Annotated in this window: 26 protein-coding genes; 19 read left to right on the top strand and 7 right to left on the bottom strand. The window is 57.1% G+C overall.

Translation table 11 applies throughout. The features are described 5' to 3' along the window. Positions 1–127: 127 nt before the first annotated feature. From pdhA to HK26_RS04725, 7 genes are all read left to right on the top strand, one after another. The gene (pdhA, locus tag HK26_RS04755) at positions 128–1,138 is read left to right on the top strand and encodes a pyruvate dehydrogenase (acetyl-transferring) E1 component subunit alpha (RefSeq protein ID WP_086638677.1); all 1,011 of its coding nucleotides are present in this window, start codon (positions 128–130) and stop codon (positions 1,136–1,138) included. Positions 1,139–1,144: 6 nt separating this feature from the next. Beyond that, positions 1,145–2,500, top strand: coding sequence for a pyruvate dehydrogenase complex E1 component subunit beta (locus tag HK26_RS04750; protein ID WP_086638676.1), 1,356 nt, complete (start codon positions 1,145–1,147; stop codon positions 2,498–2,500). Between the two features lie 12 nt (positions 2,501–2,512). Next, entirely contained in the window at positions 2,513–3,769 is a 1,257-nt protein-coding gene (locus tag HK26_RS04745; RefSeq protein ID WP_086638675.1) for a pyruvate dehydrogenase complex dihydrolipoamide acetyltransferase, read from the top strand. Between the two features lie 30 nt (positions 3,770–3,799). Next, the gene (lpdA, locus tag HK26_RS04740) at positions 3,800–5,212 is read left to right on the top strand and encodes a dihydrolipoyl dehydrogenase (RefSeq protein ID WP_086638674.1); all 1,413 of its coding nucleotides are present in this window, start codon (positions 3,800–3,802) and stop codon (positions 5,210–5,212) included. Between the two features lie 139 nt (positions 5,213–5,351). After that, positions 5,352–6,326: a lipoyl synthase gene (gene lipA, locus HK26_RS04735; RefSeq protein ID WP_086638673.1), complete on the top strand. Its 975-nt coding sequence runs from the start codon at positions 5,352–5,354 to the stop codon at positions 6,324–6,326. Further along, positions 6,326–6,811: a type II toxin-antitoxin system RatA family toxin gene (locus HK26_RS04730; RefSeq protein WP_025825224.1), complete on the top strand. Its 486-nt coding sequence runs from the start codon at positions 6,326–6,328 to the stop codon at positions 6,809–6,811. Before lipA ends, HK26_RS04730 begins: the two co-directional genes overlap by 1 nt. A 50-nt stretch (positions 6,812–6,861) precedes the next feature. Then, on the top strand, positions 6,862–7,152 hold the full coding sequence (locus HK26_RS04725; RefSeq protein WP_086638672.1) for a hypothetical protein: 291 nt from the start codon (positions 6,862–6,864) through the stop codon (positions 7,150–7,152). Between the two features lie 8 nt (positions 7,153–7,160). Here HK26_RS04725 and HK26_RS04720 read toward each other — a convergent pair whose 3' ends face one another. From HK26_RS04720 to HK26_RS04705, 4 genes are read right to left on the bottom strand one after another with little or no spacing between them, the layout of a single operon-like run. Then, on the bottom strand, positions 7,161–7,676 hold the full coding sequence (locus tag HK26_RS04720) for a CinA family protein (RefSeq protein ID WP_086638671.1): 516 nt from the start codon (positions 7,674–7,676) through the stop codon (positions 7,161–7,163). Between the two features lie 15 nt (positions 7,677–7,691). Beyond that, a complete protein-coding gene (locus tag HK26_RS04715; protein WP_086638670.1) occupies positions 7,692–8,174 on the bottom strand; it encodes a phosphatidylglycerophosphatase A family protein in 483 nt (160 codons plus the stop codon). After that, entirely contained in the window at positions 8,174–10,246 is a 2,073-nt protein-coding gene (locus tag HK26_RS04710; protein ID WP_257640850.1) for a lytic transglycosylase domain-containing protein, read from the bottom strand. Before HK26_RS04710 ends, HK26_RS04715 begins: the two co-directional genes overlap by 1 nt. After that, on the bottom strand, positions 10,228–10,836 hold the full coding sequence (locus tag HK26_RS04705) for a YjbE family putative metal transport protein (protein WP_086638668.1): 609 nt from the start codon (positions 10,834–10,836) through the stop codon (positions 10,228–10,230). The genes HK26_RS04710 and HK26_RS04705 overlap by 19 nt, the downstream gene beginning before the upstream one ends. A gap of 164 nt (positions 10,837–11,000) precedes the next feature. On the opposite strand from HK26_RS04705, the gene purB reads away from it, so the two are divergent. The 9 genes from purB to HK26_RS04660 all read left to right on the top strand — a co-directional run bounded on the left by purB (position 11,001) and on the right by HK26_RS04660 (position 17,817). After that, positions 11,001–12,350: an adenylosuccinate lyase gene (gene purB / locus HK26_RS04700; RefSeq protein WP_086638667.1), complete on the top strand. Its 1,350-nt coding sequence runs from the start codon at positions 11,001–11,003 to the stop codon at positions 12,348–12,350. 148 nt (positions 12,351–12,498) lie between these two features. After that, complete coding sequence (purC, locus tag HK26_RS04695) at positions 12,499–13,266, top strand: phosphoribosylaminoimidazolesuccinocarboxamide synthase (protein WP_025825214.1); 768 nt, start codon at positions 12,499–12,501, stop codon at positions 13,264–13,266. Positions 13,267–13,294: 28 nt separating this feature from the next. Beyond that, entirely contained in the window at positions 13,295–13,537 is a 243-nt protein-coding gene (gene purS / locus HK26_RS04690; RefSeq protein WP_025825212.1) for a phosphoribosylformylglycinamidine synthase subunit PurS, read from the top strand. Next, positions 13,534–13,905: a Rap1a/Tai family immunity protein gene (locus HK26_RS04685; protein WP_086638666.1), complete on the top strand. Its 372-nt coding sequence runs from the start codon at positions 13,534–13,536 to the stop codon at positions 13,903–13,905. The genes purS and HK26_RS04685 overlap by 4 nt, the downstream gene beginning before the upstream one ends. Then, entirely contained in the window at positions 13,902–14,603 is a 702-nt protein-coding gene (purQ, locus tag HK26_RS04680) for a phosphoribosylformylglycinamidine synthase subunit PurQ (protein ID WP_025825211.1), read from the top strand. Before HK26_RS04685 ends, purQ begins: the two co-directional genes overlap by 4 nt. Next, complete coding sequence (purL, locus tag HK26_RS04675; RefSeq protein ID WP_086638665.1) at positions 14,600–16,804, top strand: phosphoribosylformylglycinamidine synthase subunit PurL; 2,205 nt, start codon at positions 14,600–14,602, stop codon at positions 16,802–16,804. Before purQ ends, purL begins: the two co-directional genes overlap by 4 nt. 17 nt (positions 16,805–16,821) lie before the next feature. Further along, positions 16,822–17,052, top strand: a complete 231-nt coding sequence (locus HK26_RS04670) for a BolA/IbaG family iron-sulfur metabolism protein (protein WP_086638664.1) — start codon at positions 16,822–16,824, stop codon at positions 17,050–17,052. A gap of 37 nt (positions 17,053–17,089) precedes the next feature. Further along, the gene (grxD, locus tag HK26_RS04665; RefSeq protein ID WP_086638663.1) at positions 17,090–17,428 is read left to right on the top strand and encodes a Grx4 family monothiol glutaredoxin; all 339 of its coding nucleotides are present in this window, start codon (positions 17,090–17,092) and stop codon (positions 17,426–17,428) included. Positions 17,429–17,499: 71 nt separating this feature from the next. Continuing rightward, on the top strand, positions 17,500–17,817 hold the full coding sequence (locus HK26_RS04660; protein WP_086638662.1) for a hypothetical protein: 318 nt from the start codon (positions 17,500–17,502) through the stop codon (positions 17,815–17,817). Positions 17,818–17,863: 46 nt separating this feature from the next. Here the strand turns inward: HK26_RS04660 and HK26_RS04655 are convergent, their stop codons facing one another. Then, on the bottom strand, positions 17,864–18,304 hold the full coding sequence (locus HK26_RS04655) for a YraN family protein (RefSeq protein ID WP_257640849.1): 441 nt from the start codon (positions 18,302–18,304) through the stop codon (positions 17,864–17,866). Positions 18,305–18,314: 10 nt separating this feature from the next. On the opposite strand from HK26_RS04655, the gene cls reads away from it, so the two are divergent. Next, a complete protein-coding gene (gene cls, locus HK26_RS04650) occupies positions 18,315–19,742 on the top strand; it encodes a cardiolipin synthase (protein ID WP_086638660.1) in 1,428 nt (475 codons plus the stop codon). Here the strand turns inward: cls and HK26_RS04645 are convergent. Next, positions 19,733–20,440, bottom strand: a complete 708-nt coding sequence (locus HK26_RS04645) for an endonuclease/exonuclease/phosphatase family protein (RefSeq protein ID WP_086638659.1) — start codon at positions 20,438–20,440, stop codon at positions 19,733–19,735. The two genes, cls and HK26_RS04645, sit on opposite strands and share 10 nt — an antisense overlap. Next, positions 20,437–21,525 (bottom strand): AI-2E family transporter, encoded by a 1,089-nt coding sequence (locus tag HK26_RS04640; RefSeq protein ID WP_086638658.1) that lies wholly within the window; start codon positions 21,523–21,525, stop codon positions 20,437–20,439. Before HK26_RS04640 ends, HK26_RS04645 begins: the two co-directional genes overlap by 4 nt. Positions 21,526–21,743: 218 nt before the next feature. Between HK26_RS04640 and HK26_RS04635 the strand changes: the two genes are divergently transcribed. Then, positions 21,744–22,595 carry a sulfurtransferase gene (locus HK26_RS04635; protein ID WP_086638657.1) on the top strand — a complete coding sequence of 284 codons (852 nt, stop codon included), beginning with the start codon at positions 21,744–21,746 and terminating at the stop codon, positions 22,593–22,595. After that, entirely contained in the window at positions 22,588–23,802 is a 1,215-nt protein-coding gene (gene metC, locus HK26_RS04630) for a cystathionine beta-lyase (protein WP_086638656.1), read from the top strand. Before HK26_RS04635 ends, metC begins: the two co-directional genes overlap by 8 nt. Positions 23,803–23,804: the final 2 nt, after the last annotated feature.

Below are 23,804 nucleotides of genomic sequence, written 5' to 3'. Positions count from 1 at the left end.
CAAAACACCCTGACCAAATGGCATTTTTTATACAAAAACAGGATAAAATGTTCGAACCGACCAGTTCTCTGGTGGCCAAAACATTACGTCAAGACGCATTTACCTATGTATCGTAGAGGGTCCATACATGGAAACAACATCTGAGCAGGTTGGCGCAGCGGGGGGCAACGGCCCATCCCTGACCCGAGAGCAGTTCCTGAGCGCTTACCACGATATGCTGCTGATCCGCCGATTTGAGGAAAAAGCAGGTCAGCTTTACGGCATGGGTCTGATCGGTGGTTTCTGCCATCTTTACATCGGTCAGGAAGCCGTTGTGGTGGGCCTTCAGATGTGCCTCAAGGATGGTGACAAACTCATCACATCATACCGCGATCATGGGCAGATGCTGGTTGCTGGCATGACCCCGCGCGGCGTTATGGCGGAACTGACGGGTCGGGCCACAGGCTATTCGCACGGCAAGGGCGGTTCCATGCACATGTTCTCGCGCGAGAAGAACTTCTATGGCGGACATGGCATTGTCGGCGCGCAGGTTGCTCTTGGCATAGGGCTGGCCTTTGCCAACAAGTATCGCGGTACGGACGAAGTCGCCGTTGCATATTTTGGCGATGGTGCCGCAGGGCAGGGGCAGGTTTACGAAAGCTTCAATCTGGCAGCATTACACAAGCTGCCGTGTATTTTTGTTATCGAAAACAACAAATACGGCATGGGCACGGCAATCGAGCGCGCCTCCGCCTCGCATGATCTGTACAAGAATGGCGAACCCTGGGGCATTCCTGGACGGCAGGTTGACGGCATGGATGTTGCCGCCGTGCATGCCGCAGCGGCTGAAGCCGTAGCGCACTGCCGGGCAGGCAAAGGCCCTTACATTCTGGAAATGATGACCTACCGTTACCGTGGTCATTCCATGTCCGACCCGGCAAAATACCGTACGCGTGAAGAGGTCGATCAGGTCCGCAAGACACGCGACCCAATCGAGCATGTCAAACACATCCTCCTTGACGCAGGCGTGGAAGAAGCCACGCTCAAAGCCATGGAAACCGAAATCAAAGCCGTCGTGAACGACTCAGCCGAATTCGCACAGACGAGCCCGGAACCTGATCCTTCTGAACTCTATACGGACGTTGTGCTGGAGGCCTGAGCAATTATGGCGACTGAAATTTTAATGCCCGCCCTTTCCCCCACCATGACAGAAGGCAAAATTGCCCGCTGGCTGAAAAAGGAAGGGGACATGATTGCGGCTGGCGATGTTCTGGCCGAGATCGAAACCGATAAGGCCACAATGGAAATTGAAGCCATTGAAGAAGGTATTCTAGGCCGTATCCTGATTGGAGAAGGGGTTGAGGGCGTTGCCGTTAACACCCCCATCGCCATTGTGGTGGAAGATGGCGAGAGCGTGCCGGACAGCGTAGCCAGCCAGCCCGCAGCACCTGCGCCACAAGCCGCAACGGCACCTCAGGCCCCCGCCAGCACACCTGCCGCGCCTGTGCTGGACACAGCCCCTGAGCCCGAACGAGAATGGGGCGAAACGCGCGAGATCACTGTGCGTGAGGCCCTGCGCGACGCCATGGCAGCCGAACTGCGCCGAGATGAGGATGTTTTTCTGCTCGGGGAAGAAGTTGCAGACTATCAGGGTGCCTACAAGATCTCGCAGGGGCTGTTGCAGGAGTTTGGTCCCAAGCGTGTGCTGGACATGCCCATTACCGAGCATGGCTTTACAGGCATGGCCGTAGGGGCGGCACTGACCGGGCTTAAGCCGATTGTCGAGTTCATGACCATGAACTTTGCCATGCAGGCCATTGACCACATCATCAACTCCGCCGCCAAAACGCTTTATATGTCTGGCGGACAGATGGGTTGCCCCATTGTCTTCCGTGGCCCCAATGGGGCTGCTGCGCGCGTTGGAGCACAGCATTCGCAGTGTTATGCAAGCTGGTATGGGCACGTACCGGGGCTTAAGGTGGTTGCACCCTGGTCTGCGGCAGATGCCAAGGGTCTGCTCCGCGCGGCAATCCGTGACCCTAATCCGGTTATCGTGCTGGAAAATGAAATTCTTTACGGGCAGAAATTCCCTTGCCCGGTTGATGAGGATTTCATCCTGCCTATTGGCAAGGCCAAAATCGAACGCGCAGGCACAGATGTAACTATTGTTGCGTTTTCTATTGCTGTCGGGACCGCTCTGGATGCAGCCGCAGAGCTTGCTAAACAGGGCATTGAAGCCGAGGTGATCAACCTGCGCAGCATTCGTCCGCTGGATACGGCAACGATTATCAACAGTGTTAAAAAAACCAGCCGCCTTGTTACAGTGGAAGAAGGCTGGCCCTTTGCTGGCATTGGCGCGGAAGTGGCCATGCAGGTTATCGAACATGCTTTTGACTGGCTGGATGCGCCCCCAGTTCGCGTAGCCGGTGAAGATGTGCCCATGCCGTTTGCCGCCAATCTGGAAAAACTGGCTCTGCCGCAGCCTGAGCACGTGGTCAAAGCCGTGCGCAGCCTGATCTGAGGTGCTGTAAAGATGGCAATTGAAATTCTGATGCCCGCCCTCTCTCCCACCATGACAGAGGGCAAAATTGCCCGCTGGCTGAAAAAGGAGGGAGATACGGTCAATAGTGGCGATGTTCTGGCCGAGATCGAAACCGACAAGGCCACAATGGAAGTAGAAGCCATTGAAGAGGGCATTTTTGGCCGCATCCTCGTCCCCGAAGGGACCGAGGGCGTTGCAGTCAACACCCCCATCGCCATTGTCGTAGAGGAAGGGGAGGCTGTACCAGCCGCTCCCACGCCCGCTACGGCTGCTGCGACTGTGGCACCTGCTGCAGTTGCCAACGCCGCGGTGACTGCCAGCGCGCCCGCCTCTGCACCTGCAACCACACCACAGGTGGCACGTCCGACCAACCGTATTGTTGCCTCCCCTCTGGCGCGCCGGATTGCCGCATCAAAAGGCGTGGACCTTGCCTCCATCAAGGGGACTGGTCCGCATGGCCGGATTGTCAAGCGGGACGTGGAAGCGGCAGAGAGCAAAGCCAGTGCCTCTCTTCCTTCCCGCGCGCAAGCTGCTGCCCCCGTATCTGGTGGCGGCAGCCGCTCGGTGCCGCACACCACCATGCGCAAGGTCATTGCCCGCCGCCTGAGTGAATCCAAGGCAACCATTCCCCACTTCTATGTTTCCATGGATGTGGAGCTGGATGCTCTGATGGCGCTGCGCGCGCAACTGAACGCTCTCTCCAGTGATGAAGGGCAGGATTCCTTCAAGCTGTCAGTCAATGACATGCTGATCAAGGCTGCGGCTCTGGCACTCAAACAGGTGCCAGAAGTGAACGCCTCGTTCACAGAAGACGCCATGATCTTGCACGACGATGCGGATATTTCGGTCGCAGTCTCCCTCAATGACGGGTTGATAACCCCCATCGTCCGGGCTGCCGAGCGCAAAAGCCTGAAGCAGATCAGCCAGGAAGCCAAATCCCTCGTCTCGCGCGCAAGGGCTGGCAAGCTCAAGCCAGAAGAGTTCCAGGGCGGAACATTCTCCATTTCCAACATGGGTATGTTTGGCGTCAAGGAATTTGCTGCCATTGTAAACCCGCCTCAGGCCGCCATTCTGGCCATTGCCGCAGGCAAACGCCAGCCTGTTGTGAGTGGCGATGAGATCAGGATAGCAACAGTCATGACTGTTACGCTCTCGGTCGATCACCGCGCGGTAGATGGCGCTACGGCGGCCAAATGGCTCTCGGCGTTCCGTTCCATTGTGCAGTCGCCTCTGGCTCTTGTTCTGTAACGCAGCCTCTTGCGGGAGAAATTTGGCATCATGAGCCAGACAGATTTTGACGTTATTGTCATTGGTGGTGGGCCGGGCGGCTATGTTGCCGCCCTGCGCGCTGCCCAGCTTAAGCTCTCCGTAGCCGTGGTTGAAGCCCAGCACCTTGGTGGTATCTGCCTGAACTGGGGATGTATCCCGACCAAGGCGCTCCTCCGCGCATCGGAGATCAACCACCTTCTGCATGACCTGCCAGCCTATGGCTTCAAGGCCGAAGGGGTAAGCTTTGATTTTAAAAAAATCATTGCCCGCTCGCGCGCCGTATCCAAGCAGTTGTCAGCTGGTGTTGCCCATCTGCTGAAAAAGGCCAAGGTTCCGGTTTTTAATGGCTATGGCAAGCTGGATGGTACGCAGGCCAATGGCAGGCGCAAGGTGCTTGTCAGCCAGGACGGCGCGGCTCCGACCACCCTGACTGCCCAGCACGTTATTCTGGCCACCGGCGCGCGCGCGCGCGTCCTGCCCGGGCTGGAACCTGATGGCAAATTCATCTGGTCCTACAAGGAAGCCCTTGTGCCAGAAGAGATGCCCAAACGCCTTGTTGTTATTGGTTCTGGCGCCATTGGCACCGAGTTTGCATCCTTTTACCGCAATATGGGTGCGGATGTGACACTGGTGGAAGTGGCACAACGTATTCTGCCCGTAGAAGACGAGGAAATAAGCCAGCTTGCCCGCAAAGCCTTTGAAAAACAGGGCATACGCGTCCTGACCGGCGCTCAGGTTGGCACGCTGCAAAAAACGGCAACCGAGGTCCACATCCCTGTCACGCTTGGCGACAAGACTGAAACACTGGTGGCTGACCGGGTGATCTCTGCCGTGGGTATTGTCGGCAATGTAGAAAACATCGGGCTGGAAGGCACAAAAATTCAGGTCGACCGGACACACGTGGTCACAGACGCCCTGTGCCGCACAGGTGAACCCGGCGTTTACGCCATCGGGGATCTGGCCGGAGCGCCATGGCTGGCGCACAAAGCCAGCCATGAAGCTGTCATGTGTGTGGAGGCCATAGCCGGCAAAACAGTCCACCCCATTGACCCGACAAAAGTACCCGGCTGCACCTATTGCCGCCCCCAGATTGCCTCTGTTGGTTACACGGAAGCAAAAGCCAAGGAAGCTGGCTATAAGGTACGTGTTGGCAGGTTCCCGCTCCTTGCCAATGGCAAGGCGCTGGCCATGGGCGAACCGGATGGGCTGATCAAAACGGTATTTGACGCCCAGACAGGCGAACTCCTTGGCGCACACATGATTGGCGCCGAAGTGACGGAAATGATTCAGGGGTATGTCATCGCCCGCACAGGCGAGTTGACCGAGGCAGAACTGGCGGAAACCATTTTCCCGCATCCGACCATTTCTGAATCCATGCACGAGGCTGTTCTTGCCGCTTATGATGGCGCTTTGCACTTCTAGCCTCTGTTTGGAATAGGGAAGGGCATCAATCTCCATGGTGTGATGTACCTTCCCTCCTATAGAGCCTCTTCACGCCTTGACGTGTCTGCGGGGACATTCCAGTTCTATCTGAACTCTTGGGGTAAAAATGGGCGAAGTCATGTCTACTCGTGTCGAGATCGATCATCGCAAAGGTGGTACAAGCCGGATAAGGCACCCGGAAAAAGTTCATCGGCCGGACAACCCCATTGCCCGTAAGCCGGAATGGATCCGCGTTAAAGCGCCCAACCACCCGACATACCACGAAACCCGCGCGCTCATGCGTGACAACAAACTTGTCACGGTCTGTGAGGAAGCTGCCTGCCCGAACATTGGGGAGTGCTGGTCACAACGCCACGCCACCATGATGATTATGGGGGAGGTCTGCACCCGTGCCTGTGCGTTCTGCAATGTCAGCACCGGCCTGCCCAAACCGCTGGACGAGGGAGAACCCGCACGTGTGGCCGAGGCCGTAGCCAAGCTGGGCCTGCGCCATGTGGTGATTACCTCTGTTGACCGCGATGACCTTAGCGATGGTGGGGCTTTACACTTTGCCCATGTCATTCAGGCCATACGGGCCACATCCCCCACCACAACCATTGAAATCCTGACACCGGATTTCCTGCGCAAAGACAAAGCACTGGAGGTTGTGGTCAAGGCCCGACCGGACGTGTTCAACCATAATCTGGAAACCGTGCCACGCCTGTACCCCACCATCCGTCCGGGTGCACGCTACTACCAGTCCATGCGCCTGCTAGACCGTGTAAAGCAGCTTGATCCTTCGATTTTTACCAAATCCGGTGTGATGCTGGGCTTAGGAGAAGAAAAAATGGAGCTCGCTCAGGTCATGGATGATCTGCGCATTGCAGATGTGGATTTTATTACAATGGGGCAGTATCTGCAGCCCACGGTCAAGCACGCCGCCGTTGCGCGCTTTGTCACACCCGAAGAGTTTGAGGACTACGGCACCATGGCACGCGTAAAAGGTTTTCTGCAGGTCAGCGCCAGCCCTCTTACCCGCTCTTCCTACCATGCCGATACAGACTTTGCCCAACTGCGCGAAGCACGGAACAAACGCCTGAAGGAGGCTCAGTAATGCCCAAACACGCAGAGACGCGTGTTCTGCCCTATCGTCCAGACCAGATTTTTGATCTGGTTGCGGACGTTGCACACTACCCGGCTTTTTTACCCTGGTGCGTTGCCGCACGCTTGCGCACACGCACCGAAACTGAGCTGGTGGCTGACCTGACCATCGGGTTTGGCCCGTTCCGGGAAAGTTTTACGTCGCGTGTCACACTGGAGCGCCCGACCACCATTACCGTGCGCTATGAGCGAGGCCCTTTCCGCTACCTGCGCAATGTGTGGAAGTTCATGCCCCATGCGGGCGGCTGTCAGGTCGATTTTTTTGTCGATTTCGAATTCAATTCCCGCATTCTTCAGGCGGCAATTGGGGTGGTGTTTACTGAGGCCACACGTCTGATGGTCTCCGCCTTTATCAAGCGGGCCAAAGAGGTTTATGGGCCACCAGTGCCTCTGGCGGGTTCCACGGTTGCCCTGTCCGGCCAAAACCACGCAGGCTGAAACAACACAACACCAGTAGCAGCCAGACCACAAACAAAAGGGAGACCAGAATGCCCAGACTGTTTTGTCTGCTTCTACTGGGAAGTCTTGTGGGGAATGCTGCTCATGCGGCAGAGCACCCCCCAAAAGCACACACACGCACAGCACCAGCAGTAGTGCATACTGGCCCGACAACAGAAATGCTGAACATGCAAAGTCTGGCCAATGCACAACGGCTTATACCGGTCGCACCACCAGTACCCCTGGCAGCACTACCGGATGGAACAATAGCCAGAGGAACTGGTGTTCTGGCCCCCGAACTGCTGGAAGCGCCCGTTTATAACCCAACCGACAAGCGCTGAGAGTTCCCCTACAAAGAGTTCAGCCGCTCTGCCACAAGTTCAAGAGCATGGAATACGGCCTGCTCACGCACATCTGCGCGCTCACCTGCGAATATCTGCTGGTTTGTACGGGTAGCCGCACCACGCAGGGCTGTTGCAAACCAGACCAGTCCAACGGGTTTATCTGCACTGCCACCACCGGGACCAGCAATGCCGGAAATGGAAACGGCGATGTCCGCTGTGGCACAGGCATGTAGTGCGCCTTCAGCCATTTGCTCCACAGTCTGGGCGCTCACAGCACCATGGGTTGCCAATGTGTCTGCCTGCACACCCAGCACTGCCTGCTTCATGGCGTTGGAATAGGTTACAAAGCCGCCTTCAGTCACATCGGATGAGCCTGAAAAATGTGTCAGGGCACCGGCCAAAAGCCCGCCCGTGCAGCTTTCTGCCGTGACAACCCGCAAACCAGCGCGGCGCAGCGCGTCCACAACATCTGTGGTTCGGGCTAAAAGCGCATGACTGAAAACCACAGGTTTATCCGTCATATCCAGCTCCTCTGCTCATGCCCTGCGTGCCAACACCCTGCGTAAGGCCAGAACACAGCCCGCACTGGCAACACCTGCCAGCACGTCATCCCCCATAACACCCAGAGCATCGCGCCGCTTATCCAGCGTACCAATGGGGCCGGGCTTGGTAATATCGAACAGACGGAACAGCCCAAACGCTACAATAGGCCACAACAAACGCTGCGTGGCCTTGGGGCAGGGTCCATTCTGCTGGTTATCGGGCAGGCATGCCAGCAGGGCAATCCACATTCCGGCTACTTCATCAATCACGATCCAGCTGTGGTCTTCGCCTTCTCCGGCCCGGCTGGTCGCCCACCAGCCCACCAGTGTTGCTGCAACTCCTGCACATAGCAGCGCACGGGGTCGCCGCAGCAGGGGCAAACCCACCAACAGAGCAGCAAAAGAACCAACCGTGCCCGGAGCACGGGGGGCAAGGCCGCAGCCACCAAATGTTGCTATCAGACGGGCAGGGGTCATCAGGGGGTTCCCAGTGCTTTGTAAACTGTCATATTTTCCCATACACGCTGCACATAATTCCGTGTTTCGGCATAGGGTATGTTTTCTACCCAGTCGATCATCTGTTCCATGTCTGCCCCGCTGCGCGTTGGATCGCCTGCTGTCGCCAGCCATTTGGCCAGTCGGGTTGGCCCACCATTATACGCTGCCGCCAGATAGGGCACGACTGGGCCAAAACGGTCCTGAATATGCAGCAGGTAAGCCGTACCCAGTTGCATGTTGTTTTGCGGATTATGCAGCCCGACAGCCGTAGCCGCAGATGGCGGCACACCCGCAGCGCGCACCATATCCGCTGCTGTGGACGGTTTGATCTGCATAAGACCAATAGCATTGGACGGACTGATGGCATCGGGGTTGAAGCTGCTTTCCTGGCGCATCAGGCCAAGCACGAACCCCTGCGGCAAAGTGCTTTGTGGCGGTGTATAGGGCAGGGGCCAGCCAGAACGCAGCATAAACACACCATCCCGCCCGGCATGCCGCGCTATGGTCACGGCAACATCTGGCACGCCCAAACGCAACGCCATGGATGCAAGGGCCTGCCGTTGTGGCGTATCGGTCACCTGTTTTTCAAACAGACTTAAAAAGTCGCGCGTATGCTCCCTGTCCCCCATGGACGCAAGGCGGAGTGCGGCCAGAAGCAGGTCATTCCCCGTTGGCAGCACATCTTCAGAGATATGTGGCGTTGCGCTGTCCATCTCCTTCAAAGACTGTACGATCATATCCGGAACCTGCCCGGGAGCCAGCAGGGCATTGCCTTGGCCCGCCAGAGTTGCTGCGGCCATCTGACCATAATAAGTGCCGGGGGAGGTTGCGGCCCGCTGCCAGTCTGCCTGCGCAGAGACCGTATTCCCACCCGCAGCACGCGCGCGACCGAGCCAGTAAAACCCACGGCTGCGCGTGATAAGGGAGGGAGAGAGCGTTAACTGGCGAAAGAAGTCTTCCGCCGTAGCCGTATCATGCTGCATGCGCAGGGTGATCCAGCCGCTCAGGAACACCGCATCCAGCCTGCTCTCACCATCGGTGACCGTGTCATTCGCCACGGCAAAGGCGTCCGTTGCCCGATTCTGCTGTATCAGTTCACGCGCAAGAGCATCGCGCTCACGCCAGAACAGCTTGGAACGGGCGGCTCTCTCAGCCTCAACGCCAGCCGCTTTCCACAACGCGACCGCTTCATCATAACGCTGCTGTTTGCGCAGCCATCGGGCCTGATCCAGCACAAGCCATGGGTCGGTACGCGCGGAGGAGGGCAGGGCATCCAGCAAAGACTGCGCGGTGACATCGTTATTCCTTAATGCCAGCCGTGCCTGCGCCTGAGCGAGCTGGCTGGCGGACAGGTAAGGTAGTGTCTGCTGGGCAGCGCTGAGTTGGCCTGTCCGTTCCTCCCGGTCAAAGCGCAGCCATGAACTCCGGGAGGTTAGAACTGCCCCGAATGTGCTGGTCAGGGCGCTGGCTGCGGCGGGTGAATCGTTCCCATCCGTCCAGGCTATCACGGCCTGAGACGCCAGTTGCTTCTGGAGTGGCCGGTCATCCCCCAGTTGTGTGGCGCATTGCACAAGGGCGGGTGCGTAGGTCAGCTTCTGGCTATGGCACAGGCGCGCGAGCACCTGAGTATCCGTCTCGTTCGCCAGAGCCTGCTGCATGCGCAGCACTAGCAAGGACCAGCGTGGCCATATTCCACCAGATTGCAGAAAATCCGCATAATCCTGAGCACTGGCATGGGTGGGGCCGACAAGACGGAGCCATGTATCCAGCCGGTCATTCAGACTGCCGGATAACGCATGCCCCTGCACAGATGGCGCACCAGAGCCCGCACTGTCCGCCGGAGCAGATACCGGCTGCGCAGAGGGGCCAGAACAGGCAGTCAGGGAAAACCCGACCAGTGATACTGCGGCGGCAAGCTGGCGCCGCCATGAAGAATAGGAGCGGATCATACCCGAGGATTCAACGGGTTTGTTACAAATGGCAAGCTCTTTTGTCGTGCGCCATACGCCTGCCAGCCACGCCTGCGTCAAGCTCAGGACAAGTGGCCCCACACCTCTCCGCCACCACTGACAATCAGCTCCACGGCGACAGCCAGAACAACCAGCAGCCCAACCCAGGAGATCCATTTATAACGCTCCAGCAAGCGCGCAATCAGGGAGGCCGCAAGCCCCATAAGCACAACAGACAGCGCAAGCCCCATGACCAGAATACCCGGGTGTTCACGCGCAGCCCCGGCAACCGCCAGCACGTTATCCAGACTCATGGACAAATCTGCGATCAGGATTTTGATAATAGCCGAACGCAGACTGCCCGGAGCACTCGCCCCACCATCACCTTCCGCAGAGCCGTGCTGCATCTCGCGGTACATGCGCCAGCAGACCCATAGCAACAGCAGGCCGCCAGCCAGTGTCAGCCCGACAATGGCAAGCAGTTTGACCGCAACAAGAGCAAGCAGCACCCTGATAACCGCAGCCAGCCCCACACCGGCCCATATGGCCTTACGCCGTTGCGCACCACTTAGGGAGCGTACTGCCATGCCAATGACAACTGCGTTGTCTCCAGCCAGAGTAACGTCGATCAGCACAACCTGCAAAAGAGCAGCTATTGCCGGAAAACTGGCAGAATCAAATAGGCTGGCCACAGTAACTCCGATTCCAGAACACGCATGAAGTGGGCGGAATTTCTGGCACGCGACAGAAAATGTCAAAGTTTTCTGTATTGCGGGCAGACGACATGCACGAAATCCGCTAGAGAGACGCCACCTGTTCTGACATTCAAACTGTTCTGGTTAAGGAAATCCGCGTTATGGTGCCGCGCTATACCCGCCCCGTCATGGCCGCAATCTGGTCCCCCGAAAACCGCTATCGAATCTGGTTCGAGATCGAGGCACTGGCCTGCGAGGCTATGGCCGAGTACGGAACAGTCCCCAAGGAAGCGGCCAAAGTGGTGCGTGAAAAAGGCAATGCCGCCATGGCTGCCTTCTCCGATGCCGACCTTGCCAGAATTGACGAGATCGAAGCCGAAACCCGGCATGACGTCATTGCGTTCCTGACATGGCTGGCAGAAAAAGTGGGGCCTGAAAGCCGCTTTGTCCACCTTGGCATGACATCCTCGGACGTACTGGACACATGCCTTGCCGTGCAGCTTGTGCAGGCAACGGACCTGCTGCTCAAAGACCTGGACGACACACTGGCCGCCCTGAAGGCGCGTGCGTTTGAACACAAACACACCCTGACCATTGGCCGCAGCCACGGCATCCATGCCGAGCCAACATCCTTCGGGCTCAAGATCGCCGGTCATTATGCCGAGTTCGCCCGCAACAAAACCCGGCTTGAAGCCGCACGGGCAGAAATTGCCACCTGTGCCATTTCCGGCGCGGTCGGCACCTACGCCCACCTTGACCCCCGCGTGGAAGCTTATGTAGCCGAGCGTCTTGGCTTGCAGGCCGAGACGGTTTCCACTCAGGTTATCCCGCGTGACCGGCATGCTGCGTTCTTCTGTGCGCTGGCAGTCATTGCAAGCGGCATTGAGCGGCTGGCAACAGAAGTCCGCCATCTCCAGCGCTCGGAAGTGCGCGAAGCGGAGGAATTCTTCCACCCGGGGCAGAAGGGCTCTTCTGCCATGCCGCACAAGCGTAACCCGGTGCTGACCGAAAACCTGACAGGCCTTGCCCGTCTTGTCCGCGCTGCCGTTATTCCTGCTCTGGAAAACGTGGCACTGTGGCATGAGCGCGACATCAGCCATTCTTCGGTTGAACGCAACATCTGCCCTGATGCCACCATTGGGCTGGACTTTGCCCTTGCCCGTCTGTCGGGCATGATCTCCAAGCTGGTTGTCTACCCCGACCGCATGGCCGCCAATATCGAAAGTCTGGGCGGTGTCGTCCACTCTGGTGAAGTGCTGCTCGCGCTGGCCAAAGCTGGCCTCTCGCGCGAGGATGCTTACCGCATTGTCCAGCGCAACGCGATGGCCACATGGACCAAGCTGGGCACACCCGAAGGCCGGACGTTCCGTGAAAATCTGGCAGATGACACCGAAATTTCTGGCCGTATTCCCGCCGATGTGCTGGATGCCGCCATGGATAGCCGCCAGCACCTGAAGGCAATTGACTTCCAGTTTGAAAAAATCTTCGGCGAGGCAGGCCCCGCCCAGTAACAGCCCATCCGTTTTACAGGCTGTATCCTCCACGCGGGAAGCCTGCTATGAACATGGGATGAATAAAGGGGAAAGCCGCCAGCGTGGCCTCCCCGCTTTTGGGGCGGTGTCCCAACCGCCCGCACACTTTCGACAGGTAAGGATCATCATGGCCCGTCGCCGCCAGCTTTATGAAGGTAAAGCCAAAATCCTCTTTGAAGGTCCGGAGCCCGGTACCCTTGTGCAATACTTCAAGGACGATGCCACGGCTGGCAATGGCGCCAAAAGCGGTGTGATCACCGGTAAGGGCGTGCTTAACAACCGCATTAGCGAGCATCTGATGCTCCGCTTGCAGGAAATTGGCATTCCAACCCACTTTATCCGCCGGATCAACATGCGTGAGCAGCTGGTCAAGGAAGTGGAGATTATCCCGCTTGAAGTGGTGATCCGCAATGTTGCTGCTGGCAGCATTTCCAAGCGCTTCAACATCCCCGAAGGCCAGCGCCTGCCACGCCCGATTGTCGAGTTCTATTACAAGAACGACGAACTGGGCGACCCGTTGGTATCGGAAGATCATATCATCGCATTTGGCTGGGCCTGCCCGCATGATCTGGAAGACATGACCGGCATGGCCATGCGCGTGAACGACTTTTTGTGTGGTCTGTTCAGCGGTATCGGCATCCAGTTGGTGGATTTCAAGCTCGAATTCGGCCGCTGCTGGGAAGGTGAGGACATGCGCATTGTTCTGGCCGACGAAATTTCGCCCGATAACTGCCGCCTGTGGGACCTCCACACGAACGAAAAGCTCGACAAGGACCGCTTCCGCCGCGATCTGGGCAACGTGAAGGAAGCGTATCAGGAAGTAGCGCGGCGCATGGGCATTCTGCCCGAAAACGGCGCAGGGGGCGACATGAAGGGCCCAGAAACAGTTCAGTAACCCCTACGGGTACTTTGGGAGTTTGAGAATGAAAGTACGTGTAACCGTCATGCTGAAAGACGGCGTTCTGGACCCGCAGGGAAAGGCCATTGGTCACGCACTGCACACACTGGGCTTTGAAGGCGTGCAGGATGTGCGCGTCGGCAAGGTCATAGAGCTGGACCTGCATGGCGTGAAGGCTGAAGAAGCACACGAAAAAGCAGGCGAAATGGCACGCAACCTGCTGGCCAATCTGGTCATCGAGGATTACTCGGTCGAGGTTGTGGCATGAAGCGCCTCGCCCTGATCGCCCTAGCCGGAGCGCTGGCAGTCCCCGCTCTGGCTCAGGCACAGCGTCTGGCCCCCATGAAGGCGGGCGCGCTGGGCAAAATGTGCTCCACCACCTCCACACGCACCGCATGTGATGCATATCTGAGCGGGCTGACGGATGGCGTAACCCTTGCCCAGATCAAAGCCCATAACAGTGGCGATGCCGCAGCCCCCACGGGCTTTTGCGTTCCCGCGAGCGAAGACATTGCCGCCATGCGCGCCAAGGTGCTCTCCTGGCTGAAGGCGCACCCCGACTCTCTGGCCAAGCCGGTGGGCGAGAGCGTGTTTACCGCCCTGCATGACTCTTATCCGTGTGACGTTAAAAAATGAAAGCAGCGATTGTCGTATTCCCCGGCACGAACCGGGAACGTGATATGGCCATTGCCCTGCGGCGCGTGACCGGGCAGGCCCCTCGCATGATCTGGCACCATGAGACAGATCTGAGCGGTATTGATCTGGTTGTTCTGCCCGGCGGCTTCAGCTACGGCGATTATCTGCGCTGTGGCGCCATGGCCGCGCACTCCCCCATCATGGGTGCTGTGCGCGACTTTGCAGCCAAAGGCGGCCATATCCTTGGCGTGTGCAATGGCTTCCAGATCCTGACCGAAAGCAACCTGCTGCCCGGCGCACTGCTGCGCAATGCAAACCTGCGGTTCCTCTCACAGGACTGCTATCTGCGTGTCGAGGTCGAGAACACTCCCTTTACCCGACGCTGGAAAAAGGGTGACGTCTTTCGCACACCTCTGGCCCATGGGGATGGCAACTATACCGCCGATGCCGAAGCACTTGCAGTGCTTGAAGGCGAGGGACGAGTGGCCTTCCGCTATGCCGATGCCAAAGGCCGCGTGCAGGCGGATGATGCCGGCTCCAACCCGAACGGCAGCGTGAACAGCATTGCCGGTGTTCTAAGCGAAAACAAACGTATCTGCGGCATGATGCCCCACCCCGAGGATCTGGTTGATCCTCTTATGGGCGGTGAGGATGGTCTGCCTCTGTTTGAAGGTCTGGTGGAGGCTCTTGTCCGGTGAATAAGCCTGTAACCGTTGATGAATCCCTTGCGCGTGAATTCGGCTTAACAGCCGAGGAATACGGTCGTGTTCTGTCTATCATGGGCCGCACGCCCAGCCTGACGGAACTGGGTGTGTTCTCCGTCATGTGGTCGGAGCACTGCTCCTACAAATCGTCCCGCAAATGGCTGCGCGGCCTGCCCACCAAAGCACCTTGGGTTATCCATGGTCCGGGCGAAAACGCAGGTGTGGTGGATATTGGCCAGGGTTATGCTGCCATCTTCAAGATGGAAAGCCACAACCACCCCTCCTTTATCGAGCCCTATCAGGGTGCGGCCACGGGTGTTGGTGGCATTCTGCGTGACGTGTTTACCATGGGTGCCCGCCCGGTAGCCAACCTGAACGCCCTGCGCTTTGGTAGCCCGGAAAACCCGGTAACCCGCCGCATTGTGGATGGTGTGGTGCGCGGTATTGGCGGTTACGGTAACTGTGTTGGCGTGCCAACCGTTGGGGGGGAGATCAACTTCCACCCGGCGTATGACGGTAACCCGCTGGTTAACGCCATGACCGTGGGCATTGCACGGCAGGATCGCATCTTCCTTTCTGCCGCCGCCGGTGTTGGCAATCCTGTTGTTTATGTGGGTTCACGCACAGGGCGGGACGGGATTCATGGTGCGACCATGTCCTCCGCCGAGTTTGATGAGGATGCGCTTTCCAAGCGCCCCACCGTGCAGGTCGGCGACCCCTTCATTGAAAAACTGCTGATCGAAGCCTGCCTGGAGCTGATGGCCACGGACGCCATTGTCGCCATTCAGGACATGGGTGCTGCAGGCCTGACCTCTTCCGCCGTGGAAATGGCTGGAAAAGGCGGGGTGGGTATTGAGCTTGATCTGGACGCCGTACCCCAGCGCGAACCCAATATGACCGCGTATGAGATGATGCTTTCCGAAAGTCAGGAACGCATGCTCATGGTTCTCCGCCCTGACCGGACGGAACTCGCACGCAAGATTTTTGAAAAGTGGGAACTGGACTTTGCCATTATCGGTCACCTGACCGAAACCGGGCATATTGTCATCAAGCACAAAGGGGCGCTTGAGGCCGATATTCCGCTCGAACCTCTGGCGGACGAAGCCCCGGTCTATGACCGTCCATCCATCGCCCCTACGGCACCTGCCGCACTTGGCAATGTGCATGCTCCTCTCTCCCTTGATGCCATGCTGCTCCAGCTTGTGGCCTCGCCCGATCTGGCGTCGCGTGCATGGGTGTGGAACCAGTATGACAGCACGGTGGGTGGGCAGACTGTCCGCCGTCCGGGTGCCGCAGATGCAGCCATTGTTAAAGTGGACGACACACAGATCGGCCTTGCACTGACGACGGACTGCACACCACGCTACTGTCAGGCTGACCCACGCACAGGCGGGGCACAGGCTGTGGCCGAAGCATGGCGCAACATCACCGCAACTGGCGCACGCCCGCTGGCGGTGACGGACAACCTGAACTTTGGCAACCCAGAAAAACCCGAAATCATGGGGCAATTCATTGCCGCTCTTGAGGGGATGGGTGAAGCCTGCAAGGTTCTCGACTTCCCCATCGTTAGTGGCAACGTATCGCTCTACAACGAAACGCGGATGCCCGATGGCACAACACAGGCCATCCTGCCCACGCCAGCCATTGGCGGGCTTGGCGTTCTTGATGACGTATCCACCGCCATTGGTCTTGGCATGCAGGCCGACAAGGATCTGGTGCTGATTGGCGCAACCAGAGGTGAACTGGGTCAGTCCATCTGGCTGCGTGAAATTCTGGGTCGGGAAGAGGGTGCGCCACCGGCTGTTGATCTGGCGGCAGAAAAACAGAACGGGGACTTTGTCCGGGCTGAAATTCAGGCGGGCCGGATTACCGCATGCCATGACATTGCCGATGGTGGCATTCTGGTCGCTGCGGCCGAAATGGTTATGGCAACCGGCATTGGCTGTGAGCTGGAAAGCCCGGATTCCGGTATCCGGCCAGAAGCTTTCTGGTTTGGTGAGGATCAGGCACGCTACCTTGTATGCGTGAACGATGCTCAGGCTTTCTGTGCCCGTGCAGCACAGGCTGGGGTGCCCGCACGCCTGATGGGCCGTTCAGGTGGGAATGAGTTGATTCTGCCCAGCGGGGTTACCATATCTGCTGCACGTCTCCAGTTTGCGCATGAAAGCTTTTTTCCTGCGTTGATGGATAAATAGGAAAAAGGCACAGCATCATGGCCATGTCCGCCACAGAACTTGAAGCTTACATTCTAAAGGCGTTCCCGGACGCCCAGATTAAAATTGACGATCTGGCAGGAGATGGAGACCATTACTTCTGCTCAATCGTTAGTGAAGCCTTCCGTGATGTTCCGCGCGTCAGGCAGCATCAGCTTGTTTATAATGCGCTCGAAGGGCACATGGGGGGCAAGCTGCATGCGCTGGCCCTCCGTACGTCCGCACCCTGACCAGAACCGTTTTTCACACGTTCAAGGACCACAGATCATGACTGATTCCATCAAACAGACCATCCAGCAGGATATTGATTCCAACCCCGTCATGCTTTTCATGAAAGGGGATGCTGATTTCCCACAGTGTGGCTTTTCTGCCCGTGTAGTGCAGATTCTCCAGCATGTTGGCGTACCGTTCAAAACAGCCAATGTTCTGGCAGATTCCACGCTGCGTCAGGGCATTAAGGACTATTCCAACTGGCCGACCATTCCCCAGCTTTACGTCAAGGGTGAGTTCATCGGTGGCTGCGACATTGTGACCGAAATGTACCAGACAGGTGAACTCCAGAAATTGCTTGCAGAAAAAAATATCGCCTGCAACGCGTCTGCCTGAAATATTAGGTTGTCAGCCTGAAATTGCTTTGTATAGTTTCAGGCAGACATAAGATCAGGGGGCTAAGGTTAATGACGCGAGTTCCGTTTGTACGCGGGCTTTTTGCTCTGGCCGGTATTGGCTTGAGTGTAATGGCCACCAGTTCTTCAGTGCATGCGGAGCGCGTTCTTTCCGATCTGGAAGCTAGCAAACTAACCTTTGCCTCCCTGACTGCTCCACCACCTGTCATCCATGCACACCATATGGTACGCCGCGTAGCTGCCAATGCGCATGCAGGCCACAAGGTTATTCTGGCTTCTGCCCAACACGGCAAAATGGTGCATCTGGTCAGCTACCACCAGAGCGCGCATACCGTGCTGCATGCCAGTAAACACCACCACCGTACCTGATAAGTCACCAAAGCCAATACCGGCTCTTTTGGGCTGCTTATTAGGGCTACATCTGGCGGATGATATCCTCCAGCCATTCGATGTTGCCTTGAGCATCCAGCATAAACAGGTCAAAGCGCAGTTCCTCATACTGCCAGTGCGGGTGGCTCTGTAACAAACACTCAGCCGCTCTATACAATCTTCTGGACTGGGTCGCAGAAAGACACTCTGCCGCACCGCGTAAAGTCTGGCGTTGTTTGACCTCTACAAAGCTGATAAGCGCGCCTTTTTGCGCAACAATATCAATTTCTCCCCGACGTGTTCTGGCGCGCTGCAATAAAATCTGCCAACCAGCATTGCGCAGTTTCTGGCAAACCGCATCTTCCGCAGCCAGCCCGCTCTGGTAGGCTGCAGTACCTCTTGCGCGCCGTGCAGCAACAGGGCCAGCCTGTTTTGGAGAACACTTATGCGCTATGCTGTGGACGCCAGCCGCTTGTTGTGAAAGCATTCTCTCCACCATGCTTTTTGACCTTCAGTTTTCCACAACAGCTTTTGTTGTTGCGTGTATGCGTCTGGCCCTGGTTACCAGTGTCAGCCTGCATATTCTTCTGACAAAACGAAACACATCATCCGCCATTGGGTGGATTGGTGTGTGTGTTCTTATGCCATTTTTGGGCACTGTGCTGTACCTTATGTTTGGTATTAACCGCGTCACGCGACTTGCCAAAAAACTGGTTGGAGACAGAACAGCCCATCGGCAGGATGGAGCTGACCTCTCCTCTTGGAACAGGGAGCTTGATGGCCAGTTTGCACCCTTGGCTTTAATGGTCGGCAAACTGACAACCCGCCCTGTTGTGGGCAACAACAGCATAACCTGCCTGCATGATGGGGACGGCGCTTACCCACATATGCTTAATGCCATTGAAAACGCCACAAAAAGCATTTTCCTGTGCTCCTATATTTTCCGGCATGATACCTGCGGCCAACTTTTTGCAGACAAACTGATTGCCGCGCACAAAAGAGGGGTCCATGTGCGCGTACTGGTTGATGGTATTGGCAGCGGCTACTTCCTGTCTCCCACCTATCGTTACCTTAAGCGCGCGGGGGTTCCTTGCGCGCGCTTTATGCATTCACTCCTCCCGTGGCGCATGCCTTTTCTGAACCTGAGGAACCATCGCAAAATTCTGGTTGTGGACGGCTGCACCGGCTTTATGGGCGGGCTCAATATTGCCGACGATAATCTGGTCACGCGCAAACCCCGCACCCCCGTGTCGGACACCCATTTCCAGATTGAAGGGCCGGTTGTGCATCAACTTGCACAGGTTGCCGCGTGGGACTGGTATTTTACAACTGGTGAGCAGTTAAACCATGACCTTTTTTTACAAGAACATGCCGGTCATGGCGCGTCTCTCGCCCGTATTGTAACTGCTGGCCCGGACACGGATCTGGAAAAAATCGAATACACCATGTTGCAGGCCATCACGCTCTCGCGCAAAAGCATACGGCTCATGACCCCGTATTTTTTGCCCGGTGCGCGTTTTCTATCCGAGTTGGGACTAGCCGCTCTGCGGGGGGTGCAGGTGGATATTATTATCCCACTGCGCAGTAATCATCGCCCGCTGGACTGGGCATGTGCTGCCAATATTTCGCCATTGCTGGATACAGGGGTACGGGTGTGGCACGCAAACCCGCCTTTTAACCATTCCAAGCTGATGGTCGTGGACAAAGCGTGGTCGTTTGTAGGCAGCTCCAACTTGGATATTCGCAGCCTACGTCTGAATTTTGAGATCAACATGGAAACATATGATGTGGCCATGGCTCAGATTATCGATGACTTTATATGCCAGCACCGCAACCACCGGCTCACACATTATGATCTGGACAAGCGCAACAGCCTGACACGCATCCGCGATTCATTCGCCAGATTGTTCATGCCTTACCTGTAAGCAAAAACGGCCGGCTTCAAACCAACCTCTGGTTGAAGGGTTACGGCTATCGGCCGATGGTCAGAAGCAAAAACAGGGAGCACCCGTGCCTCCGAACAGACCATGCCTTCCACCAGACAGCGGTCAAGCCGGATTGGCAGCAAATCGACCATGCGGTGGGTCGGCGCTTTTGGCCCCACATCAGCAAACCCCGGCACAAGAGTTGGTCCTACCAGATTGAAATCTCCCAAAATGGCACATGGTGCGGAGAGGAGGGATGCAATCCGGCGCAACTGCCGGCGGTTTAACATCTGCCCATGAGAGAGATGGACGTTCGCCAGAGAAAACTGTGCGTATTCTATGATCTGGGCATGCCGTTTAACAATTGGCCCAGAAGGTATGGTGCACGCTCGCGGCGGACGCGCAAAGGGCAGGCGGCTCCAGCATGCCACACCATGAATACGCCCCGGCAGGGGGGAGCGGGCGTAATGTCCGCCAATAACATCTGGTAGAATATCAATTTCCACCGTGGCTTCCTGCATCAGCAGAATATCAGGCTGCTCTGCCTCAATCAGGGCAGCAACATCATGCACTGTCGCGCCCGTACGGCGCAGCAGGTTCCAACTGATAACCTTAACACCCGGCGTATCGTTAGCCACAGCATGCCTGCGCCGCCCGCGGGCAGCCAGCTCTACAAAACGGGACAGACGACGCTTCATGGCCCCATGGTCCTTGTTTCATCCAGTGCGGTCCGCGCTGGCTCACCTTGGGCAAATTCCATGGTCAGCGTAAAACCGATTGCAAGCAGGACCGGCCCCAGAAAAATACCCACACCACCAAATGCCAGCAACCCGCCAATAACCCCGAGTACGGTCAACAGGTAAGGTAGCTTGGAGCCGCGCGCAATAAATAGCGGACGAATCAGATGATCCGCCCCGGAAATGAAAATAACACCATACAGGATAAGCAAAATCCCTTTGAGCTGATGGTGTGTTACAAACAGCCACACAGCCGCAGGGATCCACACCAACGGTGCCCCGACAGGAAAAACGGCCAAAAACGCAGCAACACCGCCCAGAATAACCGCCTCAGCCACACCAAACATCCACAAACCAAGCCCGGTCAGAATACCCTGAATAATGGCGGTGCCAAGAATACCATAGACCGTGCCACGTACCGTACTGGCAATAATGGAGAGGTGCCGCCCAGCCTGTGGCCCAGCAATGCGCAACATAACGGCCTGCAACGTGTCCCACAGGATGGAGCCACTAATCCAGAAGAAAAAGGAAATAAACAAGGCCGTAACAAGGTGGAGCGCACCATTGGCCATCTGCATCAGCACACTCAGCACCGACTGGATAATCCCTCCCGCATAAGGCCGTAATTCCGCAGCCGCGAGTTCCAGATTATGGCTCCACAATGCCCATCTGTGATGAATATCCGGGCCAAAAACCGGCAGATTATCCAGCCAGTGGGGCAGGGGGGGCAACTGGTTGACCTGCCCAAACAGGGTTGTCAACTGGAGCGCCCAACGCGGACCGGAGGCAACGCAGGCAGAGGCAAGCAAAGCCAGCGGAAACACCACACACACGGCGCACAGCACGGTCATGATCAGGCTGGCGGCGTTGGCTCCCATACTCCGCCGCAGATACTGGAACAGGGGCCATGTCGTGTACGTCAGCACCCCCGCCCAGAGCAGGGCGGAAGAAAACGGCACCAGTACGGCTATGCAGCCATACGCGATCCCCACCAGCAACAAAAACCGGAGAATGCGTTCAGCCGTTAATGTGTGACCATCAGTCATGCGCGCAATAAACCACGGAACGCCTTAATTTTGTATGCTCTCACAAGAACATGGCATATCGGCTTTATGATATGGCGCATTCCGCCCCGACTTTCCAGTCGGTTCAGATAAATGCTCTGTGTTGGCGCATGCCCCTTAGCACAAACACGTTTGCCTGTTGCCGCAGACTATGTGATCGTCCTTGACCTGCGTTAAAAACATTATGGGGCTTAATAAACATGTCTCCTCTTATTTCCGGCAGTTTTCTGCATACTCTTGCCAAGGATACCTCCATCCGTTTTCTGGATGCCACGACAACCTTGCCGGGAGAGACCTTCAACCCGCTGGAAAGATTTCATGCCTGTCATATTCCGGGCAGCCAGTATTTTGACATAGATGTTTTTTCCGACCCGCAAAGCAGCTTACCGCATACAGTTCCATCTGCTGCACGCTTTGCCCATCTTTTTGGCGCACTGGGCATTACGCCCGAAACCCATGTCGTATTTTACGATCAGGGCAATGTGGCCTCCGCCTGCCGGGCGTGGTGGATGACAAAACTGTTCGGGCACGAAAAAACGCAGATCATTCATGGCGGCCTTCGCGCATGGCAGCAGCAGAACCTGCCGGTCGAGCAGGGGGCTGGAGCAGAACATGCACCACAGACCTACCACCCCAGAACAGAATATTCCCGCATAGCTGGGCTTGGAGACATGCTTGAGCATGTCAGGCTGCAAAACCGCCCCATACTGGATGCACGCAGTGCAGACCGCTTTTACGGCATGGCCCCAGAACCACGCGCAGGTGTAAAATCGGGCCATATGCCCGGTGCTCGCAACATACCCTATAAAACGGTTATGGATGAAAATGGCTTTTTTCTACCCGCTGCACAGCTTGAAACCCTGTTTTTGCACGCGGGTGTAAGCGCCACTACGCACCCCATCACCACCTGCGGGTCCGGCATGACTGCCGCCGTGCTGAGCGTTGCTCTGGAACTGGCTGGTTTTACCTCCAACGCCCTGTATGACGGCTCCTGGGCCGAATGGGGCAGCACACCCAATACGCCCATAACAACGGACACAAGCCATGACTGACCGCCGTAACGTGGATGCCGGATGGCAAAAACTTGGTACATCCCTGACCCATGCGGGCCGCGCAAAAGCACCGGAAGCGGGGACTTACGTCAACCTGCCGGTAGAGCGCGGCTCTACTGTTCTGTTCCCCTCCATCCAGAGCATGAACCGCAAGGGGCTGGAGCGCTATGACCACACCAGCATCTACGGCGCCATGGGCTCCCCCACCCAGCATGAGCTGGAAAAACTGATTGCACAGATTGAGGGCGGCACGGACTGCCAGATTGTCAGCTCCGGCCTTGCTGCGTGCACAACCCCCTTACTCGCCTTTTTAAAAGCCGGGGATCACTGCCTGCTGGTAGACAGCATCTATGGCCCGACCCGACGTTTTGCCGAGAATATGCTCAGGCGGTTTGGGGTGGATATTTCCTACTTCCCGCCCTGCGCCAGCAGAGCCGAGGTTGAGGAGTATGTTCAACCCAATACCCGCATCATTTTTACGGAAAGTCCGGGTAGCCATACCTTTGAAGTGCAAGACATTCCCATGCTGGCAGATGTCGCCCATAGTCATGGGGCGCGGCTTTTTTTGGATAACACCTGGGGATTTGGCATTTTTGCCCCGTTTGAGCACGGGGTAGATGTATCCATTCAGGCGCTGACCAAATATCCCTCCGGGCATTCCGATGTGATTGCTGGTGCTGTTACCGTGGCCGATCAGGCGAGCTGGCACATCCTGCGCGATGCTTCCATCCAGCTCGGCCAGCTTGCCGGACCGGACGACTGCTGGCTGACCCTGCGCGGCCTGCGCACCATGGGGGTCCGTCTGGCACAACAGGCGCGCACAGCGCTGCACATTGCAACATGGCTGCACGAACGCCCCGAGGTTGCACAGGTTCTGCACCCCGCCTTACCGGATTGCCCCGGCCACACTTACTGGAAGCGGGATTTTACAGGGGCGGGCAGCCTGTTTGGGGTCGTGCTGAACACAACATATACGCGCCAGAACATGGAGCACATGATTAACGCCATGCGCCTGTTTGGCATTGGGGCCTCATGGGGTGGATACGAAAGTCTGGTATTGCCGACCACAGGTGGCATCACGCGGAATTTTGGCTCGGACCAGCCTGATGCTCCCGCATTCCGCCTCCAGATCGGGCTGGAGAACACCCAGGACCTGATTGACGATCTGGAGCAGGCCTTCAACGCCCTGCACCATACGACCACCTGACA

The organism is Acetobacter okinawensis (assembly GCF_002153655.1).
Classification (GTDB): Bacteria; Pseudomonadota; Alphaproteobacteria; order Acetobacterales; family Acetobacteraceae; genus Acetobacter; species Acetobacter okinawensis_A.
This window is presented reverse-complemented; position numbering and strand designations above follow the sequence as displayed.